The 22,109-nt window shown below is 63.5% G+C and carries 22 protein-coding genes; 4 read left to right on the plus strand and 18 right to left on the minus strand.

Annotated elements, in window-relative coordinates:
* Window positions 1-4: 4 nt before the first annotated feature.
* Window positions 5-1,105 carry an efflux RND transporter periplasmic adaptor subunit gene (locus P0Y58_24335; GenBank protein ID WEK29979.1) on the minus strand — a complete coding sequence of 367 codons (1,101 nt, stop codon included), beginning with the start codon at window positions 1,103-1,105 and terminating at the stop codon, window positions 5-7.
* A 348-nt stretch (window positions 1,106-1,453) separates the two neighbouring features.
* On the opposite strand from P0Y58_24335, the gene P0Y58_24340 reads away from it, so the two are divergent.
* Window positions 1,454-2,695 carry an acyl-CoA dehydrogenase family protein gene (locus P0Y58_24340; GenBank protein ID WEK29980.1) on the plus strand — a complete coding sequence of 414 codons (1,242 nt, stop codon included), beginning with the start codon at window positions 1,454-1,456 and terminating at the stop codon, window positions 2,693-2,695.
* 143 nt (window positions 2,696-2,838) lie between these two features.
* Here the strand turns inward: P0Y58_24340 and P0Y58_24345 are convergent, their stop codons facing one another.
* The 11 genes from P0Y58_24345 to P0Y58_24395 all read right to left on the minus strand — a co-directional run bounded on the left by P0Y58_24345 (window position 2,839) and on the right by P0Y58_24395 (window position 14,942).
* Entirely contained in the window at window positions 2,839-3,216 is a 378-nt protein-coding gene (locus P0Y58_24345) for a hypothetical protein (GenBank protein ID WEK29981.1), read from the minus strand.
* A gap of 10 nt (window positions 3,217-3,226) precedes the next feature.
* Entirely contained in the window at window positions 3,227-4,462 is a 1,236-nt protein-coding gene (locus P0Y58_24350; protein ID WEK29982.1) for an SfnB family sulfur acquisition oxidoreductase, read from the minus strand.
* A 167-nt stretch (window positions 4,463-4,629) separates the two neighbouring features.
* Window positions 4,630-5,973, minus strand: a complete 1,344-nt coding sequence (locus P0Y58_24355) for an OprD family porin (GenBank protein ID WEK29983.1) — start codon at window positions 5,971-5,973, stop codon at window positions 4,630-4,632.
* A gap of 295 nt (window positions 5,974-6,268) precedes the next feature.
* Window positions 6,269-7,045: an ABC transporter ATP-binding protein gene (locus P0Y58_24360; GenBank protein WEK29984.1), complete on the minus strand. Its 777-nt coding sequence runs from the start codon at window positions 7,043-7,045 to the stop codon at window positions 6,269-6,271.
* The gene (locus P0Y58_24365; GenBank protein ID WEK29985.1) at window positions 7,042-8,391 is read right to left on the minus strand and encodes an ABC transporter substrate-binding protein; all 1,350 of its coding nucleotides are present in this window, start codon (window positions 8,389-8,391) and stop codon (window positions 7,042-7,044) included. The genes P0Y58_24360 and P0Y58_24365 overlap by 4 nt, the downstream gene beginning before the upstream one ends.
* Window positions 8,392-8,420: 29 nt before the next feature.
* Complete coding sequence (locus tag P0Y58_24370) at window positions 8,421-9,761, minus strand: ABC transporter substrate-binding protein (protein WEK29986.1); 1,341 nt, start codon at window positions 9,759-9,761, stop codon at window positions 8,421-8,423.
* A gap of 81 nt (window positions 9,762-9,842) precedes the next feature.
* A complete protein-coding gene (locus tag P0Y58_24375; protein ID WEK29987.1) occupies window positions 9,843-10,907 on the minus strand; it encodes a branched-chain amino acid ABC transporter permease in 1,065 nt (354 codons plus the stop codon).
* A 4-nt stretch (window positions 10,908-10,911) separates the two neighbouring features.
* The gene (locus P0Y58_24380; GenBank protein WEK29988.1) at window positions 10,912-11,793 is read right to left on the minus strand and encodes a branched-chain amino acid ABC transporter permease; all 882 of its coding nucleotides are present in this window, start codon (window positions 11,791-11,793) and stop codon (window positions 10,912-10,914) included.
* A complete protein-coding gene (locus tag P0Y58_24385; GenBank protein WEK29989.1) occupies window positions 11,793-12,560 on the minus strand; it encodes an ABC transporter ATP-binding protein in 768 nt (255 codons plus the stop codon). The genes P0Y58_24380 and P0Y58_24385 overlap by 1 nt, the downstream gene beginning before the upstream one ends.
* Window positions 12,557-13,519 (minus strand): AMP-binding protein, encoded by a 963-nt coding sequence (locus P0Y58_24390; GenBank protein WEK29990.1) that lies wholly within the window; start codon window positions 13,517-13,519, stop codon window positions 12,557-12,559. The genes P0Y58_24385 and P0Y58_24390 overlap by 4 nt, the downstream gene beginning before the upstream one ends.
* A 19-nt stretch (window positions 13,520-13,538) precedes the next feature.
* Window positions 13,539-14,942 (minus strand): LLM class flavin-dependent oxidoreductase, encoded by a 1,404-nt coding sequence (locus tag P0Y58_24395; GenBank protein WEK29991.1) that lies wholly within the window; start codon window positions 14,940-14,942, stop codon window positions 13,539-13,541.
* A 240-nt stretch (window positions 14,943-15,182) separates the two neighbouring features.
* Between P0Y58_24395 and P0Y58_24400 the strand changes: the two genes are divergently transcribed.
* Together P0Y58_24400 and P0Y58_24405 are read left to right on the plus strand one after the other, a co-directional pair.
* The gene (locus P0Y58_24400; protein ID WEK29992.1) at window positions 15,183-15,824 is read left to right on the plus strand and encodes a TetR/AcrR family transcriptional regulator; all 642 of its coding nucleotides are present in this window, start codon (window positions 15,183-15,185) and stop codon (window positions 15,822-15,824) included.
* Window positions 15,825-15,975: 151 nt separating this feature from the next.
* Window positions 15,976-16,914 carry an RHS repeat-associated core domain-containing protein gene (locus P0Y58_24405; protein ID WEK29993.1) on the plus strand — a complete coding sequence of 313 codons (939 nt, stop codon included), beginning with the start codon at window positions 15,976-15,978 and terminating at the stop codon, window positions 16,912-16,914.
* A 5-nt stretch (window positions 16,915-16,919) separates the two neighbouring features.
* On the opposite strand, the gene P0Y58_24410 is transcribed toward P0Y58_24405, so the two are convergent.
* Complete coding sequence (locus tag P0Y58_24410; protein ID WEK29994.1) at window positions 16,920-17,696, minus strand: class I SAM-dependent methyltransferase; 777 nt, start codon at window positions 17,694-17,696, stop codon at window positions 16,920-16,922.
* A gap of 103 nt (window positions 17,697-17,799) precedes the next feature.
* Here P0Y58_24410 and P0Y58_24415 point away from each other — a divergent pair, with 103 nt between their 5' ends.
* Window positions 17,800-18,420 (plus strand): energy transducer TonB, encoded by a 621-nt coding sequence (locus P0Y58_24415; GenBank protein ID WEK29995.1) that lies wholly within the window; start codon window positions 17,800-17,802, stop codon window positions 18,418-18,420.
* Between the two features lie 2 nt (window positions 18,421-18,422).
* Here the strand turns inward: P0Y58_24415 and P0Y58_24420 are convergent, their stop codons facing one another.
* The 5 genes from P0Y58_24420 to tsaB all read right to left on the minus strand — a co-directional run bounded on the left by P0Y58_24420 (window position 18,423) and on the right by tsaB (window position 21,940).
* A complete protein-coding gene (locus tag P0Y58_24420; protein ID WEK29996.1) occupies window positions 18,423-19,112 on the minus strand; it encodes an extensin family protein in 690 nt (229 codons plus the stop codon).
* Window positions 19,112-19,942 carry an isocitrate lyase/phosphoenolpyruvate mutase family protein gene (locus tag P0Y58_24425; GenBank protein WEK29997.1) on the minus strand — a complete coding sequence of 277 codons (831 nt, stop codon included), beginning with the start codon at window positions 19,940-19,942 and terminating at the stop codon, window positions 19,112-19,114. The genes P0Y58_24420 and P0Y58_24425 overlap by 1 nt, the downstream gene beginning before the upstream one ends.
* 28 nt (window positions 19,943-19,970) lie before the next feature.
* Window positions 19,971-20,840 (minus strand): DUF72 domain-containing protein, encoded by an 870-nt coding sequence (locus tag P0Y58_24430; GenBank protein ID WEK29998.1) that lies wholly within the window; start codon window positions 20,838-20,840, stop codon window positions 19,971-19,973.
* Window positions 20,841-20,843: 3 nt separating this feature from the next.
* Window positions 20,844-21,134, minus strand: a complete 291-nt coding sequence (locus P0Y58_24435) for a hypothetical protein (GenBank protein WEK29999.1) — start codon at window positions 21,132-21,134, stop codon at window positions 20,844-20,846.
* Window positions 21,135-21,265: 131 nt separating this feature from the next.
* Window positions 21,266-21,940, minus strand: coding sequence for a tRNA (adenosine(37)-N6)-threonylcarbamoyltransferase complex dimerization subunit type 1 TsaB (tsaB, locus tag P0Y58_24440; GenBank protein ID WEK30000.1), 675 nt, complete (start codon window positions 21,938-21,940; stop codon window positions 21,266-21,268).
* Between the last annotated feature and the right edge of the window lie 169 nt (window positions 21,941-22,109).

The raw sequence follows: 22,109 nt of genomic DNA on the forward strand, positions 1-22,109 counted from the left end.
GGACTTACTCCTTGGCCGTCAGCTTCACTACACGGTTGCTGCGGTCCACAGGGCGTACCTCCTGGCCCTCACGCAGTACATGGCCACCGGCGGCGACCACCCAGTCGCCGGGTGCAAGGCCTTCGAGCACGGGCACACTGTCGCTGCCGTACGCCCCCAGGCGCACCACAGCCCGCTCCAGGCGGCTGTCCTTGTTGACCCGCCACACATAGGCCTGGCCGTTTTCAGCAGTCACCGCAGACAGCGGCACCGCCAACGGGATCAGCCCCTCATGGGCGATGAACACCCGGGCACTCTGGCCCAGCTCTGCCGGCGTGGCGGTGGAGGTAAAGGCGATGCGCGCGGCGAAGGTGCGCGAGCGTGGGTCGGCGGCTGGCGACAACTCGCGGATGCGCCCCTCGAAGCGCGCTTGCGGGTGCGACCAAAGCTCGACGCTGACCGCTTGGCCCACGGCAAAGCGGGCGAACTGCTGCTCCGGCAGGCCGATGAGCACTTCCCGTTCGCCATCGGCGGCCAGGGTGAACACGGTTTGCCCGGCGGCAACCACCTGGCCCACTTCGACCTGACGCTTGGCCACCACCCCGGCCTGCGGCGCGCGCAGCACGGCATATTCAGCCTGGTTGCCAGCCACATCGAACTCGGCCTTGGCCTGTTTCAGGCGGGCAAGGCCGGCGCGGTAGAGGTTTTCGGCATTGTCGAACTGGGAGTGGCTGACCATCTGCCGGTCCAGCAGCTTCTGGTAGCGATCACGCTCGGCGCGCACCAGCGCGAGGTTGGCTTCGGCAGCCGCCATCTGGGCGCGGTTGGCTTCAAGTTGCAGGCGCACGTCCTGTGGGTCCAGTTCGGCCAGCGGCTGGTCGACCTTGACCCGCTGCCCCTCCTCCACCAGGCGCTTGCTGACCTTGCCGCCAATGCGGAAAGCCAGTTCCGGCTCCAAGCGCGCACGCACTTCACCGGGGTAACTGTCGGCAGCGGCTTCGGCCGGCTGCGGCTGCACCACCAGCGCCGGGCGCGGCGCGGCAGGCGGGGTGGCTTCCTGACCGCATGCCGTCAGTAACAACGCGGCAACGGCGGGCAGAGCGATGGACAAGGCATGGCGCAACATGATGAATCCTTTCGCGGAGTGCACTTCGAATATTTGTACTGCCGGGTATATTAAATCAGGCCAGCGGTGGCGGGAAGTGTGTGGGGGGTAGTTTTTGTGGGTGGTTGTCGTGACATTTTCAGCGCCTGTGAGATCGAGCGCCGCAAACCTCCCGACAGACACCTGTCAGCCCAAACGCCATCAGAAACTGTTGCCCACCCTACACCCGATCAACAACTTGCACCGCCCACCACAGCCTCGACGCATCGAAAGTCGCCGCAGGCTCCGATTTGTGTGGCCTTTCAGCGCCCGGCACGGCCTGTGCAATCACCGGTACATACCCCTTCTTCATGTACCTGGAGTATCCCGATGACTGCCCTCGAACAACACCTGCCCGCCCCCGTCAACGGCACCGACTACGCCACGCTCGCCGCGCGATTTCGACCCATCTTCACCCGCATTGCCGACAGCAGCGTGGCGCGCGAGCGCAGCCGCACCCTGCCCCATGAACCCATCCAGTGGCTGAAAGAGGCCGGCTTTGGCGCTGTGCGCGTACCGGTTGAACACGGCGGTGGCGGCGCCTCCTTGCCGCAGTTGTTCCAGCTGCTGATCGAACTGGCGGCAGCCGACTCCAATGTGCCCCAGGCCTTGCGCGGCCACTTCGCCTTCGTCGAAGACCGCCTCAACGCCCATGCCGGCGCGCCACAGGATGTCTGGTTCCAACGCTTTGTCGCGGGCGACCTGGTGGGCTGCGCCTGGACAGAGATCGGCGCGGTGAAGATCGGCGATGTCATCACCCGCGTTTCACGCCAAGGTGAGCAGTGGGTAGTCAACGGCACCAAGTACTACAGCACCGGCAGCCTGTTCTCCGACTGGATCGACCTGTTCGCCCGTCGCGATGACACCGGCGCCGACGTGATCGCGGCCATTCGCACCCGCCAGCCCGGCATCCGCCAGAGCGATGATTGGGATGGCTTTGGCCAGCGCACCACCGGCAGCGGTACCTCGGTGTTCGAAAATGCGGTGGTCGAGGAAGAGAACATCATCGACTTTGGCACCCGTTTCAAATACCAGACCGCCTTCTACCAATTGGTTTTGCTGGCCGTGATCACTGGTTCCGGGCGTGCTGCCGTGCGCGACTTCAGCCACGAAACCAGCAAGCGCACCCGGGTGTTCAGCCATGGCAACGGCGCAGCCGTCAGCCAGGACCCACAGGTACTGCAAGTGATCGGCAAGGCCTCGGGCCAGGTGTATGCCGCAGAAGCTGCGACGTTGCGGGCTGCCGAGGCCAGCCAGCAGGCGTACCTGGCACGTTTTGCCAATGACCCGGCCGCTGAACAACAGGCCAATGTGCTTGCCGAACTGGAGTCGGCCCAAGCCCAGGTGGCGGCCATCGACCTGGTGCTGCGCGCCACCAGCGACCTGTTCAACGCCCTGGGTGCCTCCACCACAAGCACCAGCCGCCAGCTCGACCGCCACTGGCGCAACGCCCGTACAGCGGCTTCGCACAACCCGGTGATCTACAAAGAGCGGATCATTGGCGACTGGCACGTGAATGGTAAAGAGCCGCCGTATGTATGGCAGATTGGTGGGGGTGCCAAGCAATCCTGAGTAACCGCATTGGGGCTGCTTTGCAGCCCATCGCAGGCAAGCCAGCTCCTACAGGGACCGCGCAAAGCCTAAGATATGCGAGGTCCCTGTAGGAGCTGGCTTGCCTGCGATGGGCCGCAAAGCGGCCCCGGCAATATCAGCGGCTAGCCCAAGCCGTCGGCCAACGCCGCGCCATTGAGGTAGTGATCCCCCAACAACCGCCGCTGGGTCGCCAGCACAGGTTCGCCACCGCTCACCTCAGGGCGCGCCAGGCTTCGTCCGGCCAGCTCGAAATACGCCTGCCCGGCCAACCTGGCCCCCTCGGCAGCCGCTAACCGAAAAGCAATCGCCGACGCCTGCGAGTCATCCGCACGTTCCAGCAATGCATCGGCGGCATCAATGGCGATGCGCACCTCACCCACGGCGGCAATCACCAAAGTTTCCTGACGAGCACTGTGGCCACGCAAGTATTCAAGCAGCGCCGCTTCGACCTGGCGGGCATGTGCCAGGTCACCCTGGCCGTGGGAATGGATATTGGACATGTGTACTTCCTCAGTTCCAGGCGTGACGTTGTGGCTTGATGCCATTGAGCAACTGGTTGCCGACCAGGTGATACTTCCAGCGCACCGGGTCATGCAGGGTGTGGGTACGGGCATTGCGCCAGAAACGGTCCAGCCCCTGGCTGGCCGAAACACTGCGCGTACCGCCCAGCTCCAGCAGGCGGCTGGATGCCTCCAGCGAAATGGCCGTGGACAGCACCTTGGCCTGGCCAACCACCACCGAGGCATGCGCCACGTGTTCCTCGTCAGGCTGGACGACAGCCAGGTCCACCGCGAGCGCCGCGCGGTGCAGAATGGCTTCGGCCGCTTGCAGGCGCCAGCCCAGTTCGCCAATCACCGCCTGGCTCAGCGGGTCCTGCCAGCCATGCTGCAAGCCGCTGTCGGCCCAGGGCCGCGCCTGGCGGGCCACCTGCAAGGCGGCGGCGAAAGCGCCACGGGCAATACCGGTGTCTACCGCGGCCTGGATGATCTGCGAGATCGGGCCATCGGCAGTGGGCTGGTCGTAGGCCTTCCAGGCCGGGATCACATCAGCGGCCGGTACCTGCACACCTTCAAGGCGTACCTGGCCACTGGCGGTAATGCGCTGGCCGAAGCCATCCCAGCTATCGATCACGGTCAGGCCCGCAGCGTCACGAGGCACAAAGGCGATATGCGGTCGCCCTTGTTCATCCACGCCGGCAACGGGGACGATATGGGCGAACAAGGCCCCGGTGCAGTAAGCCTTTTCGCCCTCGATCACGGCGCTGTCGCCGTTGAAGCGGATTTGCGTCTGGAAGGTGGTCACGTACTGGCCGCGCGATTCTGAAAAGGCATTGCCGAAGCGGTAGCCCTGAAGCACCTTGGCGAAGTAGTCGCGTTTCTGTGTTTCGCTGCCGGTCAGGCGCAGGTTGCTAAGCACGCCAAAATGGTTTTGCGGCAATTGGCCGAGGGACGAGTCGGCCGCCGAGATGGTCGCGATCACTTCGCTGAGGGTGGCGTAGGAAACGCCCGCGCCGCCGTATTCCTTGGGCACGGTGATCGCCCACAAGCCACTGTCGGAAAAGCGATCGAGTTCATCCCACGGCAAGCGCCGCTCACGGTCGCGCAGGGCCGCCTCCTTGGCAAAGTCCTCGGCCAGACGCTGGGCGACCTCGATGGCCTCGGCATCGCTGCGGATGACATGAGCGACGCGGCGCGGCGCCGAACGGGCCTGCGGGGGCAGGCTGGAAGCGGGTGAATAGGTCGTCATGTGCTGCTCCATGCGTAACAGGTTCCACAGTGGCTGAGCAGAACCTGTGCCAACTGAATTAATCGTTTAAATTCAGATAGTTGGGAAAAATAGTCATAACCCGGAAAGCCCCGGGACCGACAAACTGCAGATTGGCTGTTGCCCGGCGAACAGTTTGCCGGGGCCACTCAAAGGTTGATGTCCAGCGGGTACTCGACAATCACCCTCAACTCGTCGACGTTGGCCTCGGCGGTATGGCCCCCGCCCACCCGGTGGGTGGCCTGCATCACGTTGAACGACAGATTTTTGGCCGGCCCGCCCTGCACCACGTAGCGCACCCACAGGTTGCGCTCCCAGTGGCGACCGTCTTCGATGCCGTTGTAATAGCTGTAGGCGCCACCTGCGCGGGTACCGTCGATATCGCTACCACGCACATAACGGGCGGTGAGCGACAACCCAGGCAGGCCGAGCACCGCGAAGTTGTAGTCGTAGCGCGCTTCCCAGGCCCGTTCGTTGGGGTTGTTGAAGTCCGACACCTGCGATGCCGCGTCCAACTGGATGTCGTAGGTGTTCCACACGTAGTCGAACGGCGTATCGCCGTCGATGCGCGTATACGACAGCTTGAAGCCATGCCCGCCTGCGTTGATGCCGGCATGCACACTCCATGAATCGTTGTCGATCTTGCCGGCCAGCGCCTGGCCGCTGTCGCGGGTGCGGTAGTAATCCAGGCCGGTCTTCAGGGCCAGGTTGTCGCCCAGCGGCTGCACGTAGTCGATGTTGAAGAACTGCTGGTTCCACACATCATCCAGCCGGCTGGCATGCAGGCGCAGGTTCAGCTGGTCGTTGAAACGGTAGTCGCCGCCCAGGTACACCACATCATTGGCGCCCTTCAGCCGCCCGGCGTACACGGTGCCAAGGTCACCACGGTGGTTGCTGGCGTTGCGGTCACTGCTGGATTCCAGCTTGCCGCCCTGCAGGGTCAGGCCTTGCAGCGAGTGGTCGTTGAACATGAAGCCGCGCAGGGTCTGCGGCAGCAGGCGAATGTCACTGGCGTGCAGCACCGGGCTGGTCGGGCTGACGTCGCCGTAGCGCAGTTCGGTATCGCCCAAACGGGCTTTCAGTGCCACACCCACCTTGCCGTAGGCGTCCTTGGGCTCGCCATCGAAGTTGCTGCCCGAGCGCGAGACAATCCCCGGCACGCCCACGCCGTTGCCCACGGTGCCGTTGCCGCCGTCGAGCTTCAGGCCGACCAGCCCTTGCAGGTCGAGGCCCAGGCCAACGGTACCCGGAGTGAAACCCGATTGCAGGTTGGCGATGATGCCGTGACCCCATTCGCGGTGCTGGCTCTGGCGCTCACCGGTATTTGGGTTGCGGGTGAAGTCGCCGTTGCGGTAGTCCTGGCTGAAGAAGTAGTTGCGGTTGATGATTTGCAGTTGGGTGCCGTCGATGAAGCCCTTGTCTTCGGCAAATGCCGGTGTGGTCAGGCCGATGGCCAGGGCCAAGGTGACGGGTGGGTAGTTGCGCGAGCGCATGGCAGAACGTCCTTATGGGGTAATGGGGGCGTCCTGCTACTCCAATAACCGTGCCATGAAAAAATATCCTTAAAATCAATAACTTAACCAATATGTCAACGTACAGAACAATTACTCCACGGGCAGATTGTTCAGTTGCTGTTGTGCTGAGAACACCCAACGAAAATCCAGCGAAGCCCCTGTGGGAGCGGGCTTGCCCGCGAAGATGGCAACACGGTTCATGGCACGGGCTACGCCCGTGTTCGCGGGCATGCCCGCTCCCACAGAGAACGCGCCAGCTTCGAGTGTTTTGGACTCAGCCAGCCTTGCCCCCCAGGTAGAAGTGCCGCAGGTCTTCGCGCGCTGCCAACTCGGCAGCTGCGCCCTCGCCCGCCACCCGGCCGTTCTCCAGGATGTAGGCGTAATCGGCATGGCGCAGGGCAACGTTGATGTTCTGCTCGGCGATCAGAAAACTCATGCCTTCCTTGGCATTGAGCTGAGCCACGATGTCGAAGATTTCCTCGACAATGATCGGCGCCAGCCCCATCGAGGGCTCGTCCAGCAGCACCAGCCGCGGCTGGGTCATCAGCGCGCGGCCGATCGCCAGCATCTGCTGTTCGCCACCCGAGGTCAGCCCGGCCTGGGTCTTGCGCTTGGTCTTCAGCCGCGGGAACCAGGCATAGATGCGCTCCAGCGCCTGCTCCAGCTCGCGCCGCGCCGGCTTGCGCAAAAAGCCCCCGGTGCGCAGGTTTTCCTCGATGGTGAGGTGGGCGAACACGTGCCGCCCCTCCAGCACATGCACAATGCCCTGGGTTGCCAGCCGGTTGGCCGCGATACCCGCCGTGTCCTGGCCCTGAAAGCGGATCTGCCCACGGCTGACCCGCGCACGGTCGGCTTGCAACAACCCGGAAATGGCCTTGAGCGTGGTGCTTTTGCCAGCCCCGTTGGCGCCCAGCAAGGCGACGATGTCGCCCTGCCCGACCCGCAGGGAAACCCCGGCCACGGCCAAAATCGCGCCGTCGTAGATCACTTCGATATCCTGCACGCCCAGCAACTCCGTGGCGCGCTCGGCAGCAAGCGGGGCGTGGGTCATGGGGCGGCCTCGTCTTTGGCGCATTCGCGGGCGGTAACGCCTTTCTCGCGGGCATAGTCACCCGCCTTGGCATCGATCAGCGGGCGTAGGGTGGCGCGGTCGGCCTGTACCCAGTCGGTCACCAGTGTCCACTTCTGGCCATCCCATTGCTGCACCTTGGCCGCACCACCGCCTTCGTGGTCACTGCACGACAGCTTCAGCGGCTGCATCAGGCCGAGAAAGCCGATTTCCTTCAGGCGGGCGTCCCCCAGGTTCAAGTGCTCCAGGCCCCAGCGCCCTTCCTCGCCGTTGAGCGGGCGGTTGCCGAACTTCTTCTGCCCGGCGCGGATCGCCTCGACGGCGATGGCCGCGTTCACCAGGCCGGAGTTGTAGTACACGCTGCCAAAGCTTTTCGGGTCCTTGAGGTCGCTTTTACCGGTGTCGACGATGTACTTGCGGATGCGCTGGTGAATGTCGAAATCGGCGCCACCGGGATAGGGCGTCAATGCCAGATAACCCTTGCCGGCATCGCCCGCCGGCAGCACGTCTTCGTTGGAACTGGCCCAGATGTCGCCGACGATGCGGTCCACCGGGAAGCCGAAACGGGCCGCCGTCTTGATCGCTACCGGCGTGGATACGCCCCAGGTGCGCAAGAACACCCAGTCCGGTTTCTGCTGGCGCACCTGGCGCCATTGCCCGGCCTGCTCGTTGCCTGGGTCAGCCACCGGAATCTGGATATTCTCGAAGCCGTATTTCTGCGCCAGCAACGCCATCGGCCCCTGGGTTTCGCGGCCATAGGCGGAGTCATGGTAAACGGTGGCGATCTTCTTGCCCTTGAGCTTGTCCAGCCCGCCCTCACGCTCGGCCACGTAGTTGATGAACGCCGAGGCCTCGCTGTAGAAGGTCAGCATCACCGGGAAGTTGTAGGGAAACACCCGGCCATCGGTGGCTTCGGTACGGCCGTAGCCCAGGGTGATCAGCGGGATCTTGTCGGCTTCGGCCTTTTCCGCCAGGGCGTAGGCAGCCGGCGCGCCGTTGGGCTGGTACAAGGCCACCGGCGCGCCGTTCAGGCCGTTCTTGAAGCGCTCGTAACACTCGATACCCTTCTCGGCTGTCCATTCGGTTTCGCACTCCTGCCATACCAGCTTGACGCCATTGATGCCGCCTTCGACCTCGTTGATGTAGCGCAGGTAGTCGATCATCCCGGCCCATACCGGGATGCCGCTGGAGGCATAGGCGCCAACCCGGTAGGTGGCCAACGGGAAGAACTGCTCGTTGCTGGCCGCCTGGGCCACCGGCAGCCATGCCGAGGCAAGGCCCAGTGCCAGGCCGAGGGCGGCGCCGTAGCGTTTGAAAGGTGCGTACATGGTGGTTTCCCTGATCTGTCGTTGAGTGTTCACTGCTCGCGGGCGCAATCGCGCGGCGTAATGCCCTTTTCCTTGGCGTAGGCGGCCGACTTGGCCTCGATCAACGGACGCAAGGTGGCCCGGTCGGCCTGCACCCAGTCGGTCACCAGTACCCATTTGTCACCGTCCCACTGCTGCACCCGCGCCGCGCCGCCACCTTCGTGGTCGGAGCACGACAGTTTCAGTGGCGGCAGCAGGCCTTCAAAACCGATGGCCTTGAGCCGCGCCGCATCGATGTTCAGGTGTTCGAAGCCCCAGCGCGCCTCTTCTCCGTTAAGCGGGCGGTTGCCGAATTTGCCCTGGGCCGTGCGCAGCGCCTCGACGGCAATGGCGGCGTTGATCAGGCCGATGTTGTAGTACACCTTGCCGAAGTAGCTTTGGTCCTTGAGGTCGCTCTTGCCGGTATCAAGAATGTGCTCGCGCAGGCGCTGGTGGATGGCAAAGTCGCTGCCGCCCGGGAATGGCGCCAACGCCTGATAGCCCTTGGCCGCGCTGCCAGCCGGGATCACGTCGGCCTCGGAGCCGGCCCAGACATCACCGATGATGTGGTCGACCGGGATACCGAAACGCACTGCCGTCTTGATGCCGACCGGGGTCGATACACCCCAGGTGCGCAGGAACACCCAGTCCGGCTTCAGCTGGCGCACCTGGCGCCATTGCGCCGACTGTTCGTTACCCGGGTCGGCCACCGGGATCTGGATGTTCTCGAAACCGTACTTCTGCGCCAGCAGTTGCATCGGCGCCTGGGTTTCGCGGCCATAGGCCGAGTCGTGGTACACGGTGACGATCTTCTTGCCCTTGAGCTTGTCGAAACCACCCTCGCGCTGAGCAATGTAGTTGATGCCCACCGAGGCCTGGCCGTAGTAGTTCAGCAACAGCGGGAACGCATAGGGGAACACGCTGCCATCGGTGGACTCGGTACGCCCCCCGGCACCGTCGATCAGCGGAATGCGGTCGGCCGCGCCCTTCTCCATCAAGGCGTAGGAGCCCGGCGTGCTGTGGGTGAAGAAGAACGCCGTGGGCGCCCCGTCCTGGCCGTTCTTGTAGCGCTCGTAGCACTCGACGATACGGTCGACGTTCCATTCGGTCTCGCATTCCTGCCAGGTGAGCTTGACGCCGTTGATGCCGCCCTCCACCTCGTTGATGTAGCGGAAGTAGTCGATTTCACCGGCCCACCACGGAATACCGCTGGAGGCATAGGCGCCAACCCGGTAGGTGGCCATGGGCACGAATTGCTGGTTGTCGGCGGCCGTAGCAGCGGCCGGCAACAGGGTGTGCGCGCCCAGCATGAAAAGGCTGGCGAGCAGGTGGCGATGCAAGGTTTTACGCATGGTCGGTACTTTTGGATGAAGTGTTGGAAACCTCCTTTCCCGCGGCCGGGTCAAGGTGCCTTGAGGTGTGTGGGGCCGGCGTCAGAAGCGCAATGGCCACACGCGAATGCGTTCACGCAGGTTGCCCAGCAGGCGCACCAGGCCCTCGGGTTCCTTGATCAGGAACCAGATGATCAGGCTGCCGAACAGGATCTTCTGCAGGTTCTGCAATTGCCCGGCATCGACATGGCCGTTGAACAACCACTGCCCGGCATGGCTGAGCAGGATCGGCGTAAAGCTGATGAACGCCGCGCCAATGAAGTTGCCGGCAATGCTGCCCATGCCGCCGATAATGATGATGAACAGGATCTGGAACGAACGGTTGATGTCGAAGCTACCGGCGCTGGCCGTGCCCAGGTAGGCGAAGGCCCACAGCGCGCCGGCGATGCCCAGGTAGAACGCGCTGACGGCAAAGGCCAGGCGCTTGTAGCGCTCCACCTGGATGCCGATAACGGCGGCGGCAGTGTCCATGTCGCGGATCGCCATCCAGTTGCGGCCGACCTGGCTACGCACCAGGTTCAGCGCTACCCAGGTCAGCACTACCACACAGCTGAGGGTCAGCAGGTAGCGGCCCACCGGCGTGGCCAGGCTGTGGCCGAACAGCTCCAGGCGCGGGGCGCTGATGGTGCCGGACGATGCGTAGTTGTAAAACCATGGAAATTTGGCGAACACCCATTCCAGAAAAAACTGCGCGGCCAAGGTGGTCACCATCAGATAGAAGCCCTTGATGCGCGAACTGGGCAGGCCGAACAGCAACCCCACCAACCCGGCAATCAGGCCACCGCCCAGCAACGCCAGCGGCAACGGCAGCCCTGGCACGCGCAGCAGCAGGCCATAGGTGGCAAAGGCGCCTACCGCCATGAAGCCCGCCGCCCCCACCGAAGTCTGCCCGGTGTAGCCGGTCAGCAAGTTCAGGCCAAGGCCGGCCAGCGACAGCACCAGAAACGGGATCAGGATTGCGTTCAGCCAATAGTCGTTGCCCAGCCAGGGCAATATGACAAAAGCCACCAGCAGCAAAAGCGCCAGGCCCAGCGGGCGGTGGCGGGCCACCAAGGTCAGCGGTGCATCGTCGAAACGCGCCGTCAGGCGCGCGGCAGTTGTGGTCATGCGGTCATACCCGTTCGATGGCCCGGTCGCCGAACAGGCCGGCAGGGCGGATGTAGAGGAAGATCAGCGCCAGGAAATAGGCGAACCAAGGGGTGATGCCACCGCCGATCAAGGGCCCGATGTAGGCCTCGGCCAGGTTCTCTGCAGCGCCAACGATCAGGCCGCCGACAATCGCCCCGCCAATCGAGGTGAAGCCGCCGATGATCAACACCGGCAACGCCTTGAGCACCACCAGCGACAGCGAAAACTGCACACCTTGGCGCGCGCCCCACAGCAGCCCGGCCACAAGCCCGACCACGCCCGCTACAGCCCAGACGATCTGCCAGATGCGGTTGAGGTTGATACCCAACGACAACGCCGCGCGGGTATCGTCAGCGACAGCTCGCAGGGCCAGGCCAATGCGGGTACGGTTGAACAGCAGGGCCAGCGCCGTCACCAGCACAGCAGAAACACCCGCCGCCACCAGGTCGAACTGGCTGATCATGATGTCGCCAACGAACAGCGGCACGTCTTCGATGCCCAGATCCAGCGCGCGTACCTGCGCACCCATCAGCCCCTGGGCGAGCCCTTCGATGATGAACGACAGGCCCAGCGTGGCCATGAACAAGGTGATCTGTGAGCGGTTGACCAGTGGCCGCAGCACCAGCCGTTCGATCAGCAGCGCGCCGACAATCATCACCACCACGGTAATCGCCAGCGCCAGGGCAAACGGGATGCCCTGCTGGTGCAGGCTGACAAAGGTCAGCGCGGCAAACAGCAGCATGGCACCCTGGGCAAAGTTGAACACGCCGCTGGCCTTGTAGATCAGCACGAAGCCGATCGCCACCAGCGAATACATGGTGCCGGCGAGCAAGCCGCCAATCAGGGTTTCGAGAAAGAAGTTCATCAGTGCGCTGCCCCCAGATACGCGGCGATCACATCGGGATTGGCCTGGACTTCTGCCGGCGAGCCGTCACCCACCTTGCGCCCGTAGTCCAGCACCACCACGTGGCTGGACAGGCCCATCACCACCTGGATGTCGTGCTCGATCAGGATCACCGTGGTGCCGAGGTCGCGGTTGATATCGGCAATGAAACGACTCATTTCCTGCTTTTCTTCGGCGTTCATCCCGGCCATGGGCTCGTCCAGCAACAGCAGCGTCGGCTGGGCAATCAGCGCCCGGCCCAGTTCAACGCGCTTCTGCAGACCGTAAGGCAGGCTGCCCACCGCAACATCGCGCCAGGCCTGCAGTTCGAGAAACGCCAGCACCTGCTCGGCGCGTTCGGCGAATACTCGCGCCTCACGGCGGGCACGTGGCAGGCCCAGCGCCTGTTCGATGAAGAAACTGCGCTGAAAGCGCGACAGCCCGGTCAGCAGGTTGTCGAGCACGCTCATTTTCTTGAACAGCGCGTTGTTCTGGAATGTGCGGCCAATACCCAGCCGCGCGGCGGTCAGCGGGTGCGGGCGGTGCAGCTGCTGCTCGGCGAAGAACAGTTGGCCGGCATCGGCGCGATAGACCCCGTTGAGAATGTTCAGCAGCGAGCTTTTACCTGCGCCATTGGGCCCGATCAGCGCACAGATCTCCCCGCGTCGAACGCTGAACGACAAGTCGGAAATCGCCTTCACGCCCTTGAACGACAGCGACACGTTGCGTACCTCCAGCAAGGCACTCATGCCGCACGCTCCAGGTAATCACGCAGCCATGCCGGCCTTGCGTTGCCCGATGAGACAGGGGCGCTGGGCACGTCGATGCGCTGCAGGCGCTGGAAGCCGAGCAAGTGCCGCACCCGTGCTTTCAGCCAGCGACGCAGGCCGCGCTCGGGGTCTTGCTGTACCCAGTCGCACAGCCGTCGTGGCCAGCTGCCCGGCGCTGGCAAACGCGCTTCGATCTCCTCGGCAAGGGCCTGTACCCGTTCGGCAGACAGCAGCAACGCGGTCGGGGCGATTGCGCGGCGGTCGCGGCTGGCCGATTCGACCGTTTCCGGAAACGCCAGGCCTTCACCCTGCGCCAGCCAGCGGTCCAGCAGGTGCGGCAGGCCTTCGCGCCATTCGCTGCCTTCATCGACCCAGAGCACCTCGTCCCGGGCAACCTGTGCCCAACCCTGGCGCTGCGTGGCCGGTACCTCGCCGACAAACAACCGCGACAGCGGCTGAACCTGCCACTGGCCGCTGAGCGCGGCGTCGGCCTGTGGCGAGAACAGCTGCAATGGCCACTGCTCATGCAAACCACTTTGCAGCCACTGCGCCACCTGCTCACGGCGCTGGACGAAGGCGAAGCCTGGGCGGGCCAGGCGCAGCTGGCGTTGCAATTCCTCGCCACGGCTGTTTGCGGGGATCAGCAAGGTGTGCCCATGCAGCCGTCGCGCAGCCAGCGCCAGCAACACCAGGCTGGGCTCATAGGCACCGCTCAAGGCAAGCCGCGAGCCGGCCACGAAGCCCTGCTGGCTCAAGCCATCGGCCAGGCGCTCGACCTCACGTTGTACGTCGATCCAGCGCCAGGCCTTCCACACACCCAGGCGCCGGTGGCGCAGGGCAATCCGGGTTGGCCGCTCCCTGGCCCAGCGTTGCACGGCCTGCAGGTGGGTGTCGGCCACGGCATCGGCCTGAGGCGGGGTAAATTCATGCACATTCATCGCGTGGCTCCCTGGCGGCTCAAGCCGGCTCGGTGATGCTGGCCGGGGCCGGCTGGCGGCTGAGGTCGCGATAACCGGCAGCCGGGTGGCTGGCCGGCAGCCGCGGGCCGTCGCCAAACAGCTTTTCGCGCAGGGTGCCGGGGCGGTATTCGGTCTTGTAGGCGCCGCGTTGCTGCAGCTCGGGCACCAGCAACTCGACCACATCGCGGAAGGTTTCGTGGGCCAGTGCATAGGTGAGGTTGAAGCCGTCGACATCGGTTTCTTCAACCCAGGCCTGCAACTCGTCCGCCACGCTTTGCGCACTGCCAACGATAAGCGGGCCAAAGCCGCCGATGCCGACCCAGTCGGCCAGCTCCTGCACGGTCCAGCGCTTGTTCGGGTCGGCGGTGGAAAACGCCTCTACAGCCGACTGGATGGCATTGGTGTGGATATGCTCCAGCACCTGGTCGGGCTGGTACTTGCTGAAGTCGATGCCGGTCCAGCCGGAGATCAGCGCCAGGGCGCCTTCGTAACTGGCGTAGCTTTTCAGGTCCTGCCACTTGGCGTGGGCCTTGGCATCGGTTTCGTCCACGATCACCGTCTGCATATTGAAGATCAGTACTTTGCGCGGGTCGCGCCCGGCCTCGGCGGCGCGGCGACGAATGTCGGCCACGGTCTTTTTCAGGATGACCTTGGAGGGCGCGGCGACGAATACGCATTCGGCATGCCCGGCGGCGAAGTCCTTGCCACGGCTGGATGCACCGGCCTGGTACAACACCGGCGTGCGCTGCGGCGACGGTTCGCACAGGTGAATACCCGGGACCTGAAAGTGCTTGCCCTGGTGGCGGATCTCATGGACTTTGCGCGGGTCGGTGAACAGCCCGGTTTCGCGGTCGCGCACCACCGCGCCGTCTTCCCAGCTGCCCTCGAACAGCTTGTACAGCACCTCCAGGTACTCGTCGGCGTAGTCGTAGCGGGCGTCATGGTCGCTCAGCGCCTTTTGCCCCAGGTTACGCGCACCGCTGTCGAGGTAGGAGGTGACAATATTCCAGCCGATACGGCCCTTGGTCAGGTGGTCCAGGGTCGACAGGCGGCGGGCGAACGGGTACGGGTGCTCGAAGGTGAGCGAGGCCGTGAGGCCGAAGCCGAGGTGCTCGGTGACCAGCGCCATGGGTGTGATCAGTGCCAGTGGGTCGTTGACCGGCACCTGCGCCGCCTGGCGTATAGCCGCGTCGCCATTGCCGCCCAGCACATCGTAAATGCCGATCACGTCAGCGATGAAGATGCCGTCGAACTTGCCGCGCTCCAGCAGCTTGGCCAGGTCAGTCCAGTAGTCCAGGTCCTTGTACTGCCAGGCGCGGTCCTTGGGGTGCCGCCACAGGCCGGGTGACTGGTGGCCGACACAGTTCATCTCGAAGGCATTCAAACGAATTTCACGTGGCATGGGGGACTCCTGTTCGATAGGCTCGGCACCCTTTCAGGTACCCTTGAAGCTCTATCAACACGATTCATGCCAACAAATTAATCGTTATTAATCAGTAAGTTATTCGAATACAACAACAGCGCTGATGCCTGAACGACGACATCACTGTCGATCAACTGTCTGCTGGCAGACAGTAGGCAATGTGACCTGGTTTTAGCCGGATCGCGCCTGACCCGTTAAGATGGTGATTCTTGAACCAGATTGCAGACCACAATGCCCAACGACGCACCCATCGGCCCAGGCCGGCCAAAGGACCTGGCCAAGCGTGAGGCGATTCTTGAAGCGGCCAAGGCGCTGTTCCTCAGCCTTGGTTACGCCAACACCAGCATGGATGCGGTCGCTGCGGCGGCAGGTGTTTCAAAACTCACCGTGTACAGCCACTTCACCGACAAGCAGACCCTGTTCTGTTCGGCGGTCATGGCCACCTGCCAAATACAGCTGCCTGACCTGCTGTTTGAGTACCCCGACGGGGCACCGGTGGAAGAGGTGCTGCTGACCATTGCCCGTGGTTTCCAGGCGCTGATCAGCAGTGACGAAGCGGTCAAGCTCAGCCGCCTGATCATGGCCCAGGGCAGCCTGGACCCGAGCTTTGGCGAGTACTTCTACGAAGCCGGGCCCAAGCGTGTGCTGGCCGGGATGGAAGTGCTGCTACGTGGGGCGGATGAGCGTGGGCTGCTGCGTATCGACAACCCGCTGCGGGCGGCGGAGCACTTTTTCTGCCTGGTCAAAGGCGCGCCGGATTACCGCTTGCTGCTGGGCTGCGCGGGGCCGCTGGAGGGGGATGAAGCCGAGGCGCATGTGCGCGAGGTGGTGGGGGTATTCTTGCGAGCGTACCAACCCTGAACGCATCTTTTGGCATTCGGGTCACATTGTAGGAGCGCGTCTACCAGTAACTGTGCGCCCAACCGGCGCACTACCTGACATTTTTGCCAGTACCTGATCTGGCATCCTCCTGACAGACTCTCATGTACCCCTCCCACATGAGCGGACCCCTATGTCCACGCAAACACTCAAACTCTTTTACAAGGGCCGTAAACTTTCGACAGTGCACACAAGCAGTGCTCATTACACAGTTGTCAGCGCGAATAACCAGAACCTGTGCGAAACGAACAGCCAAACCACGCAAACACAGTTTTTGGCCACCGATGCCCAAGCGTCAACAGTTACTGCCCATACCGGAAGCCAGACGGACATTGCCTACAGCCCTTATGGTGATGACAGTTCACCGGCCGCTCACCAGATACTGTCCCGATTTACCGGGCAAACCTGGCTACCCTCAGCCATCGGTTACCTGCTGGGTAACGGCCATCGCCTGTACAATGCGGAATTGATGCGCTTTTTCAGTGCGGACCGTTTATCACCGTTTGGCCAAGGCGGGCTTAATGCCTATGCCTACTGCGGTAATGACCCCATCAACCGAACCGACCCGAGCGGCAGGAGTTTCATAAAAAGGTTAACGCGTAAATACTCCTATGATGTGCTGGCTCCCCGATTGAAATTCGCGGATCCATCATTTTCAGCCAACGAATACAAGGCGTTGGGCAAGTCGCTTATAAAAAGAAACAACCGGACAGACAAGCTAATGAAGACCAAAGTATCCGGAATGTCCGCATGGGGACAAGGTGTCTTAGAAAACCGATACAAGTACAACAATGAGTACACAGAATATCTGCAGCTAACAGAAAATCCCCAAACCGGCCGTTTCACCTACCCGGAAGAAAATCTTAGAGAGATACAGCGCTCACATGGAATTTTTATTCCTTCCTCAAACCAAGCCCCCCACACGCAGCCCCAGAGTCCGCGTGCCTCGCAAGAGTCCAGACAGATAGAAGCAGACTTAGACGGTCTACTGGCCAGACTCCTGTTAATACGGGACGATTCAGCTACTGAGGCCCTGAATTCAGGTTTGAACTTTGACTTGGGCTTAGACTAGCCCGGTCACGGCTTTAAAGCCTTCTTCGGGTAAATGTCATACCGGCTCGACTTGCCCTCCAGGCTATGGCTGGGCTTGGGCCCGTCAATGATCGGCGCCTTGCGCGGGCGCTTCACCACCACCCGGTGGCTGGCCAGCGCAAGGGCCGCTTCGAGCAGGGCCGGGGCATCCAGGTCGTCCCCCACCAAAGGCCGGAACACGCGCATTTCCTTTTTCACCAGCGCGCTCTTGTCGCGGTGCGGGAACATCGGGTCGAGGTATATCACCTGAGGTGCCTCGCCTTCCCAACTGCGCATGCGCTCGATGGCGTTGCCGGTCAGCAGGCGCATGCGCCCGACAATAGGGCCCACCTCATCATCCGACCGCGCGCGCGCCAGGCCATCCTCCAGCAACGCTGCAATCAGCGGCTGGCGCTCGATCAGGGTCATCTGGCAGCCCAGGCTGGCCAGCACAAACGCGTCTTTGCCCAGCCCCGCAGTGGCATCCAGCACCTGCGGCCGCACGCCTTGGGCAATGCCCACGGCCTTGGCGATCATCTGCCCGTTGCCACCGCCAAACTGGCGCCGGTGCGAGGCCTGGCCGTCAACGAAGTCCACCCGCACCGGCCCCGGTGCCTGCGGGCCCAGTTGCTGGATCTGCAGGCCATCGACACCCACCTGCACGGCAAACTCGGCAGCGTCGTCCTGCAACGGCAGCGCCAGGCGCTCGGCCCACTCAGCAGCCTGCGCCTCGAATTCCGCCGACAACGCCTCGACCCGGATACCTGTGCCCTGCTCTTCCATCATTCACACCTAGAAATTGAACCCAGCCATTAAGGTATCGGCCATCTCGGCCGATACAGGCAATATCCCGCTATTCTGCCAGAGCACAACGCGCGCGACTGCCATGTCAGATACTCTTCCCATCGGCTTGACCTATTTGTCGCCTGTCGGCAACTACAGTCAGCACAATATCCAGGCACTCGGGGGCGTCAGCCACCTGTGGCAGGATTTCTTTGCCCGGGCCATGGCCGAGCAACAGGAAGAGCCCGTAGACAGCGTCAGCCAGTCGTTCGTGCAGTACGACCAGGACAGCGGCGAGCCCATCGGCGGCGCCCGTGCGCTGGCCCTGATCGACGCCCAGCGCAGCTGCCCGGTGCTCGACACCGAGGTGGCACCGCCCGAGCCGCTGTTTCTGCCCAAGGCAGAACTTGAAGCCAACCTGCTGCCACCTGCACCTGAGCCGTTCAGTGCCATCGATCTGATCGAGCAGCAGCGCCAGCTCGACACCAGCAACAGCTGGATGCGCCCGGTGGTGATGAGCCAGGGTGAGCCGATTGCCGAGCCCGGCCCGGGCCCTGCCCCGCGGTCGTTGTTCCTGCCCATTGCCGAGCTTGAGCGCAATCTGCTGGACCCGGCCCCGGAGCCGTTTGATGACGCCACCTTGGCCAAGCAGCAGAACGACCTGGAATTCGACATCCACTGGGCACGCCCGGTGGTGCTGAACAACGTGCGCGTTCACGCCTGAAGCTAACGGCAGACCTGCCAGCGGCCCATGTCCAGATGAAAGTGGTTGTGATGGGCTGTGTTGTAGTCCGGCCCCAAAACCGTGCTGAAGCTTTTGCAGGCCGCCTGCTGCACCTGGCGCAGGAATTCTGCCTTCTGCCCACCGGCCTGCCAGTCACGCGCCAGAACGATGCGCTGACCGTCCTGCAGGCGAAAGCCGCTGATGTCCAGCGCATTGGCCGTCGCGTGCTGGCTCAGGCGGCCCTGCTTGCGGTGGTAGACATTGCGACAGGCAAAGCTGCCCAAATGATCGACCTGCGTCACCGATTGGCCCAGCACCCGCTGCGCCACCGGCTGCAAGCCATGGTTTTCGAACAGTGCGTAGGCCACCGCCAGCGGGCAACTGGCTAAAAAGCTGCTGCTGAGCCGCGCCTGGCCGCCCTCGATGCGCCATACGTTTTGCAACGGGCAGTTAACCGAGGCCGGGCTGTCGGCCTGCGCCCGGTAGCGCAGCTGGCTGGTTTCCAGTGCCTGACGGCACAGCGCCGGGTCATTGCGCAGGCGCGACAGTTTGTAGGAAGTCAGCAGATTGGGCGGTTGGCGCACATCAAGCGGCGCCCAAGGGTTCCATACTGCGGGAAGGCGCCAGCCGAAGTGCCAGGCCAGGCCGGCCAGTAACAGCAGCCCGGCCAGCAGCGCCAGCACTGCCCGCATCAGCGGCGGAACAGGTCGTTGAGCTGGGCGAACGGCAGTGCCTGTTCACCGTAGCCGAACGTGCCCTCATCGCGAATTTCCAGCGCGGCCCGGTGCAAGGCCCCGAGTGCCGCGCGGGCCAGCGACGAACCGACGCTGATGCGCCGCACGCCCAAGTCCTGCAACTGGTTCACGCTCAACGGCACACCCGCCATGCCCATCAGTACATTCACAGGCCGCGGTGCGACGGCCTGCACCACCGCACGGACTTCCTCGACGGTGCGCAGCCCGGGGGCGTAAAGCACATCGGCGCCGGCCTCGGCATAGGCTTGCAGGCGCTTGATGGTGTCATCCAGGTCCATGCGCCCGTGCAACAGGTTTTCGGCCCGGGCACACAGGGTGAACGGGAACGGCAGGCTACGGGCAGCCTGTACCGCGGCCCGAACACGCTCTACCGCCAGCCCGAAGTCATAGATGGGTGAGTCACTGCGGCCACTGGCATCTTCGATAGAGCCGCCTACCAGACCCGCCTCGGCAGCACGCAAAATGGTCTTGGCACAGTCCTCAGGCAGGTCGCCAAAGCCGTTTTCAAGGTCCGCAGCCACCGGCAAGGCCGTGGCATCGACGATCTCGCCAGCATTATCAAGGGTATCGTCCAGGCTCAGGGCGCCTTCGGCGTCCGGGCGGCCCAGGCTGAAAGCCAGCCCGGCGCTGGTGGTCGCCAGCGCCTCGAAGCCCAGGCTGGCCAGCAGCTTGGCGGACCCGGCATCCCACGGGTTGGGAATGACGAACGCACTGTCGCGCTCGTGCAGGGCCTTGAAGGCTTCGGCTCGCAGGGTTTGCACATCCATGGTTCAACCTCCGGCAGTTCAGGAAAGGTCAGAGTAGCCCCAGTTGTTCGACCTCGGGGGCGCGTGGCAATTCCGCCAGCGCGGCAAGGCCCGGCAGCCGCTGCATCAGCCGCTGATGAAAATGTTGAGCCAGCGCTGCGGCCAGGCGGTTGTCCGAAGTGTGCAGGAAAATATAGGGGCTGCGGCCCTCCTCGATCCAGCTGGCTACCTTGTCCACCCACGGGGTGAGAAACGTCTCGTTGGCTGCCAGTTCCGGATGGCCGATAAAACGCACTTGTGGGTGCTGGCTGAAAGCCGCAGGGCGTGGTGGCACCTTAGGCTTCTTCGACTGCGCGTGCAGCACAGCGGCGTCGCGCGACGTGCAACTGAACAGCGCACGTGGGTCGAGGCAGATGCGCTCCACGCCGCGTTCAAGTAGCACGCGGTTGAGCAGCCGCTCCTCTTCACCCTTTGCGAAGAACGCCGGGTTGCGCACTTCCACGGCCACCGGCACGGCTATCTCGTCGAGGAAATGACAAAGCTCGCCCAGGCGTGCAGGGCCGAACCGGGCCGGCAACTGCAGCCAGTAAGGCGATACCCGCTTGCCCAGCGGGGCCATCAGCCGGGTAAAGTCGAAGGCAGGCTCAAGCTGTTCACGCAAATCACCCTCATGGCTGATGTCCCGGGGAAACTTCGCGGTGAAGCGGAAGTGGTCGGGCATCACCTGCGCCCAGCGGGCAATGGTGCCAAGGGCGGGGCGAGCGTAAAAGGTGGTGTTGCCCTCGACGGCGTTGAACACCTGGCTGTAGAGGCCAAGCATTTCATTGCTGTTAGCGTCGCTGGGATACAGGTACTCGCGCCAGGCGTTTTCGCTCCATGACGGGCAACCGAGAAAATAAGGCAGTGGTGATGAACTCATCCACTAAATGTACAGGTCGAGCCCCAGTACTTCCATGTCCCAGTCGGTGAAACCGGCGGTGCTCAGGTAGCTGGCCAATGCGGTGGCGGTACGGCGGTCACGGGCGCGGGGGAAGACCATATCCTGCGGGCGGGCTGGCAGGCCACCGCTGCGACGGCGGGCGGTGGCTTCCTGCGGGGCCGCTTCGGCCTCTTCGATGACTTCGGCGTCGTCGATGGCCTCGTCACGCACCGCTGCCTTGCGCGGGGTGCGCTTGACCGGGTAGGACTGCGATGAGAAACCGTCGATACGCATGGCATGAGCACTCGGGATCAATGATGGCAATTTAACAGCATCAGGGTTCCGTCGCTAATGCTTGAGTGATAACTGGACCACAGATCGCATAAAAGGTTTTAGCGTGATCGGCGATAACCGACGAACAGCACTCAGCTCTTTTTGGGCGTAGCTACATTATCGCGCAGATAAACCGGTTGTGCCTGCTCGGCGACGATTGCCTCGCCACGCGCCCAGGCGAAAGTGGCCAGGCTAAGGACATCCAGCGCATTGGGCAAGGCGCCGGGGTTGCTGGCCGCCACCTGAACCGCCAGCCGCTCGGCATAGCCCCATCCGGTACCGGCACCGAACCACTCGCCATTGCTGTCTGCTGGCAGCGCTACCTGCTCGGGCGGCAACACCGCTTCGCGGCCGACCAGGCGCATTTCGCCCGCTGTGGCCTGGTAGCAGCCCCAGTACACTTCATCCATGCGCGCATCAATGGCCGCGGCCACCTGCTGCACGCCGTGCTCGCGCAAGGCACCCTGGGCCAGTGCGGCCAGGTTGGACACCGGCAGCACCGGGCGCTCCAGCGCGAAGGCCAGGCCCTGGACCACGCCGATGGCGATACGCACGCCGGTGAATGCGCCCGGGCCACGGCCGAAGGCGATGGCATCCAGTGCATTCAGCGCGACGCCGGATTCGGCCAGCAACTGCTTGATCATCGGCAGCAGTTTTTGCGCGTGCTGACGCGGGATCACCTCGTAATGGCTGGTTACCTTGCCGTCATGCAGCAGCGCGACGGAACAGGCTTCGGTGGCGGTATCCAGGGCCAGCAGGGTGGTCATCGAACGGGTATCCAGGTGCAGAGGGAAAAGAGCGGCAGTATAGAGCAGCGACGGCGTTGTGTCCCGAAGGGGCGCTGTGTGGGCATGGATCATGACCTGGCGGGCTGACGACTTCCTTGTGGGAGCGGGCGCGCCCGCGAACACCGGCGCAGCCGGTGCCAGCCACCGC

The organism is Candidatus Pseudomonas phytovorans (genome assembly GCA_029202525.1).
GTDB classification, from domain to species: domain Bacteria; phylum Pseudomonadota; class Gammaproteobacteria; order Pseudomonadales; family Pseudomonadaceae; genus Aquipseudomonas; species Aquipseudomonas phytovorans.

Coding starts and splice junctions, on each gene's coding strand:
- P0Y58_24355 (WEK29983.1), bottom strand. CDS start 5,973: ATGCGCTCGCGCAACTACCCACCCGTCACCTTGGCCCTGGCCATCGGC.
- P0Y58_24410 (WEK29994.1), bottom strand. CDS start 17,696: ATGGAAGAGCAGGGCACAGGTATCCGGGTCGAGGCGTTGTCGGCGGAA.
- P0Y58_24430 (WEK29998.1), bottom strand. CDS start 20,840: ATGAGTTCATCACCACTGCCTTATTTTCTCGGTTGCCCGTCATGGAGC.
- P0Y58_24390 (WEK29990.1), bottom strand. CDS start 13,519: ATGAATGTGCATGAATTTACCCCGCCTCAGGCCGATGCCGTGGCCGAC.
- P0Y58_24365 (WEK29985.1), bottom strand. CDS start 8,391: ATGTACGCACCTTTCAAACGCTACGGCGCCGCCCTCGGCCTGGCACTG.
- P0Y58_24370 (WEK29986.1), bottom strand. CDS start 9,761: ATGCGTAAAACCTTGCATCGCCACCTGCTCGCCAGCCTTTTCATGCTG.
- tsaB (WEK30000.1), bottom strand. CDS start 21,940: ATGACCACCCTGCTGGCCCTGGATACCGCCACCGAAGCCTGTTCCGTC.
- P0Y58_24345 (WEK29981.1), bottom strand. CDS start 3,216: ATGTCCAATATCCATTCCCACGGCCAGGGTGACCTGGCACATGCCCGC.
- P0Y58_24425 (WEK29997.1), bottom strand. CDS start 19,942: ATGGATGTGCAAACCCTGCGAGCCGAAGCCTTCAAGGCCCTGCACGAG.
- P0Y58_24420 (WEK29996.1), bottom strand. CDS start 19,112: ATGCGGGCAGTGCTGGCGCTGCTGGCCGGGCTGCTGTTACTGGCCGGC.
- P0Y58_24415 (WEK29995.1), top strand. CDS start 17,800: ATGTCAGATACTCTTCCCATCGGCTTGACCTATTTGTCGCCTGTCGGC.
- P0Y58_24350 (WEK29982.1), bottom strand. CDS start 4,462: ATGACGACCTATTCACCCGCTTCCAGCCTGCCCCCGCAGGCCCGTTCG.
- P0Y58_24380 (WEK29988.1), bottom strand. CDS start 11,793: ATGAACTTCTTTCTCGAAACCCTGATTGGCGGCTTGCTCGCCGGCACC.
- P0Y58_24360 (WEK29984.1), bottom strand. CDS start 7,045: ATGACCCACGCCCCGCTTGCTGCCGAGCGCGCCACGGAGTTGCTGGGC.
- P0Y58_24335 (WEK29979.1), bottom strand. CDS start 1,105: ATGTTGCGCCATGCCTTGTCCATCGCTCTGCCCGCCGTTGCCGCGTTG.
- P0Y58_24375 (WEK29987.1), bottom strand. CDS start 10,907: ATGACCACAACTGCCGCGCGCCTGACGGCGCGTTTCGACGATGCACCG.
- P0Y58_24435 (WEK29999.1), bottom strand. CDS start 21,134: ATGCGTATCGACGGTTTCTCATCGCAGTCCTACCCGGTCAAGCGCACC.
- P0Y58_24385 (WEK29989.1), bottom strand. CDS start 12,560: ATGAGTGCCTTGCTGGAGGTACGCAACGTGTCGCTGTCGTTCAAGGGC.
- P0Y58_24340 (WEK29980.1), top strand. CDS start 1,454: ATGACTGCCCTCGAACAACACCTGCCCGCCCCCGTCAACGGCACCGAC.
- P0Y58_24395 (WEK29991.1), bottom strand. CDS start 14,942: ATGCCACGTGAAATTCGTTTGAATGCCTTCGAGATGAACTGTGTCGGC.
- P0Y58_24405 (WEK29993.1), top strand. CDS start 15,976: ATGTCCACGCAAACACTCAAACTCTTTTACAAGGGCCGTAAACTTTCG.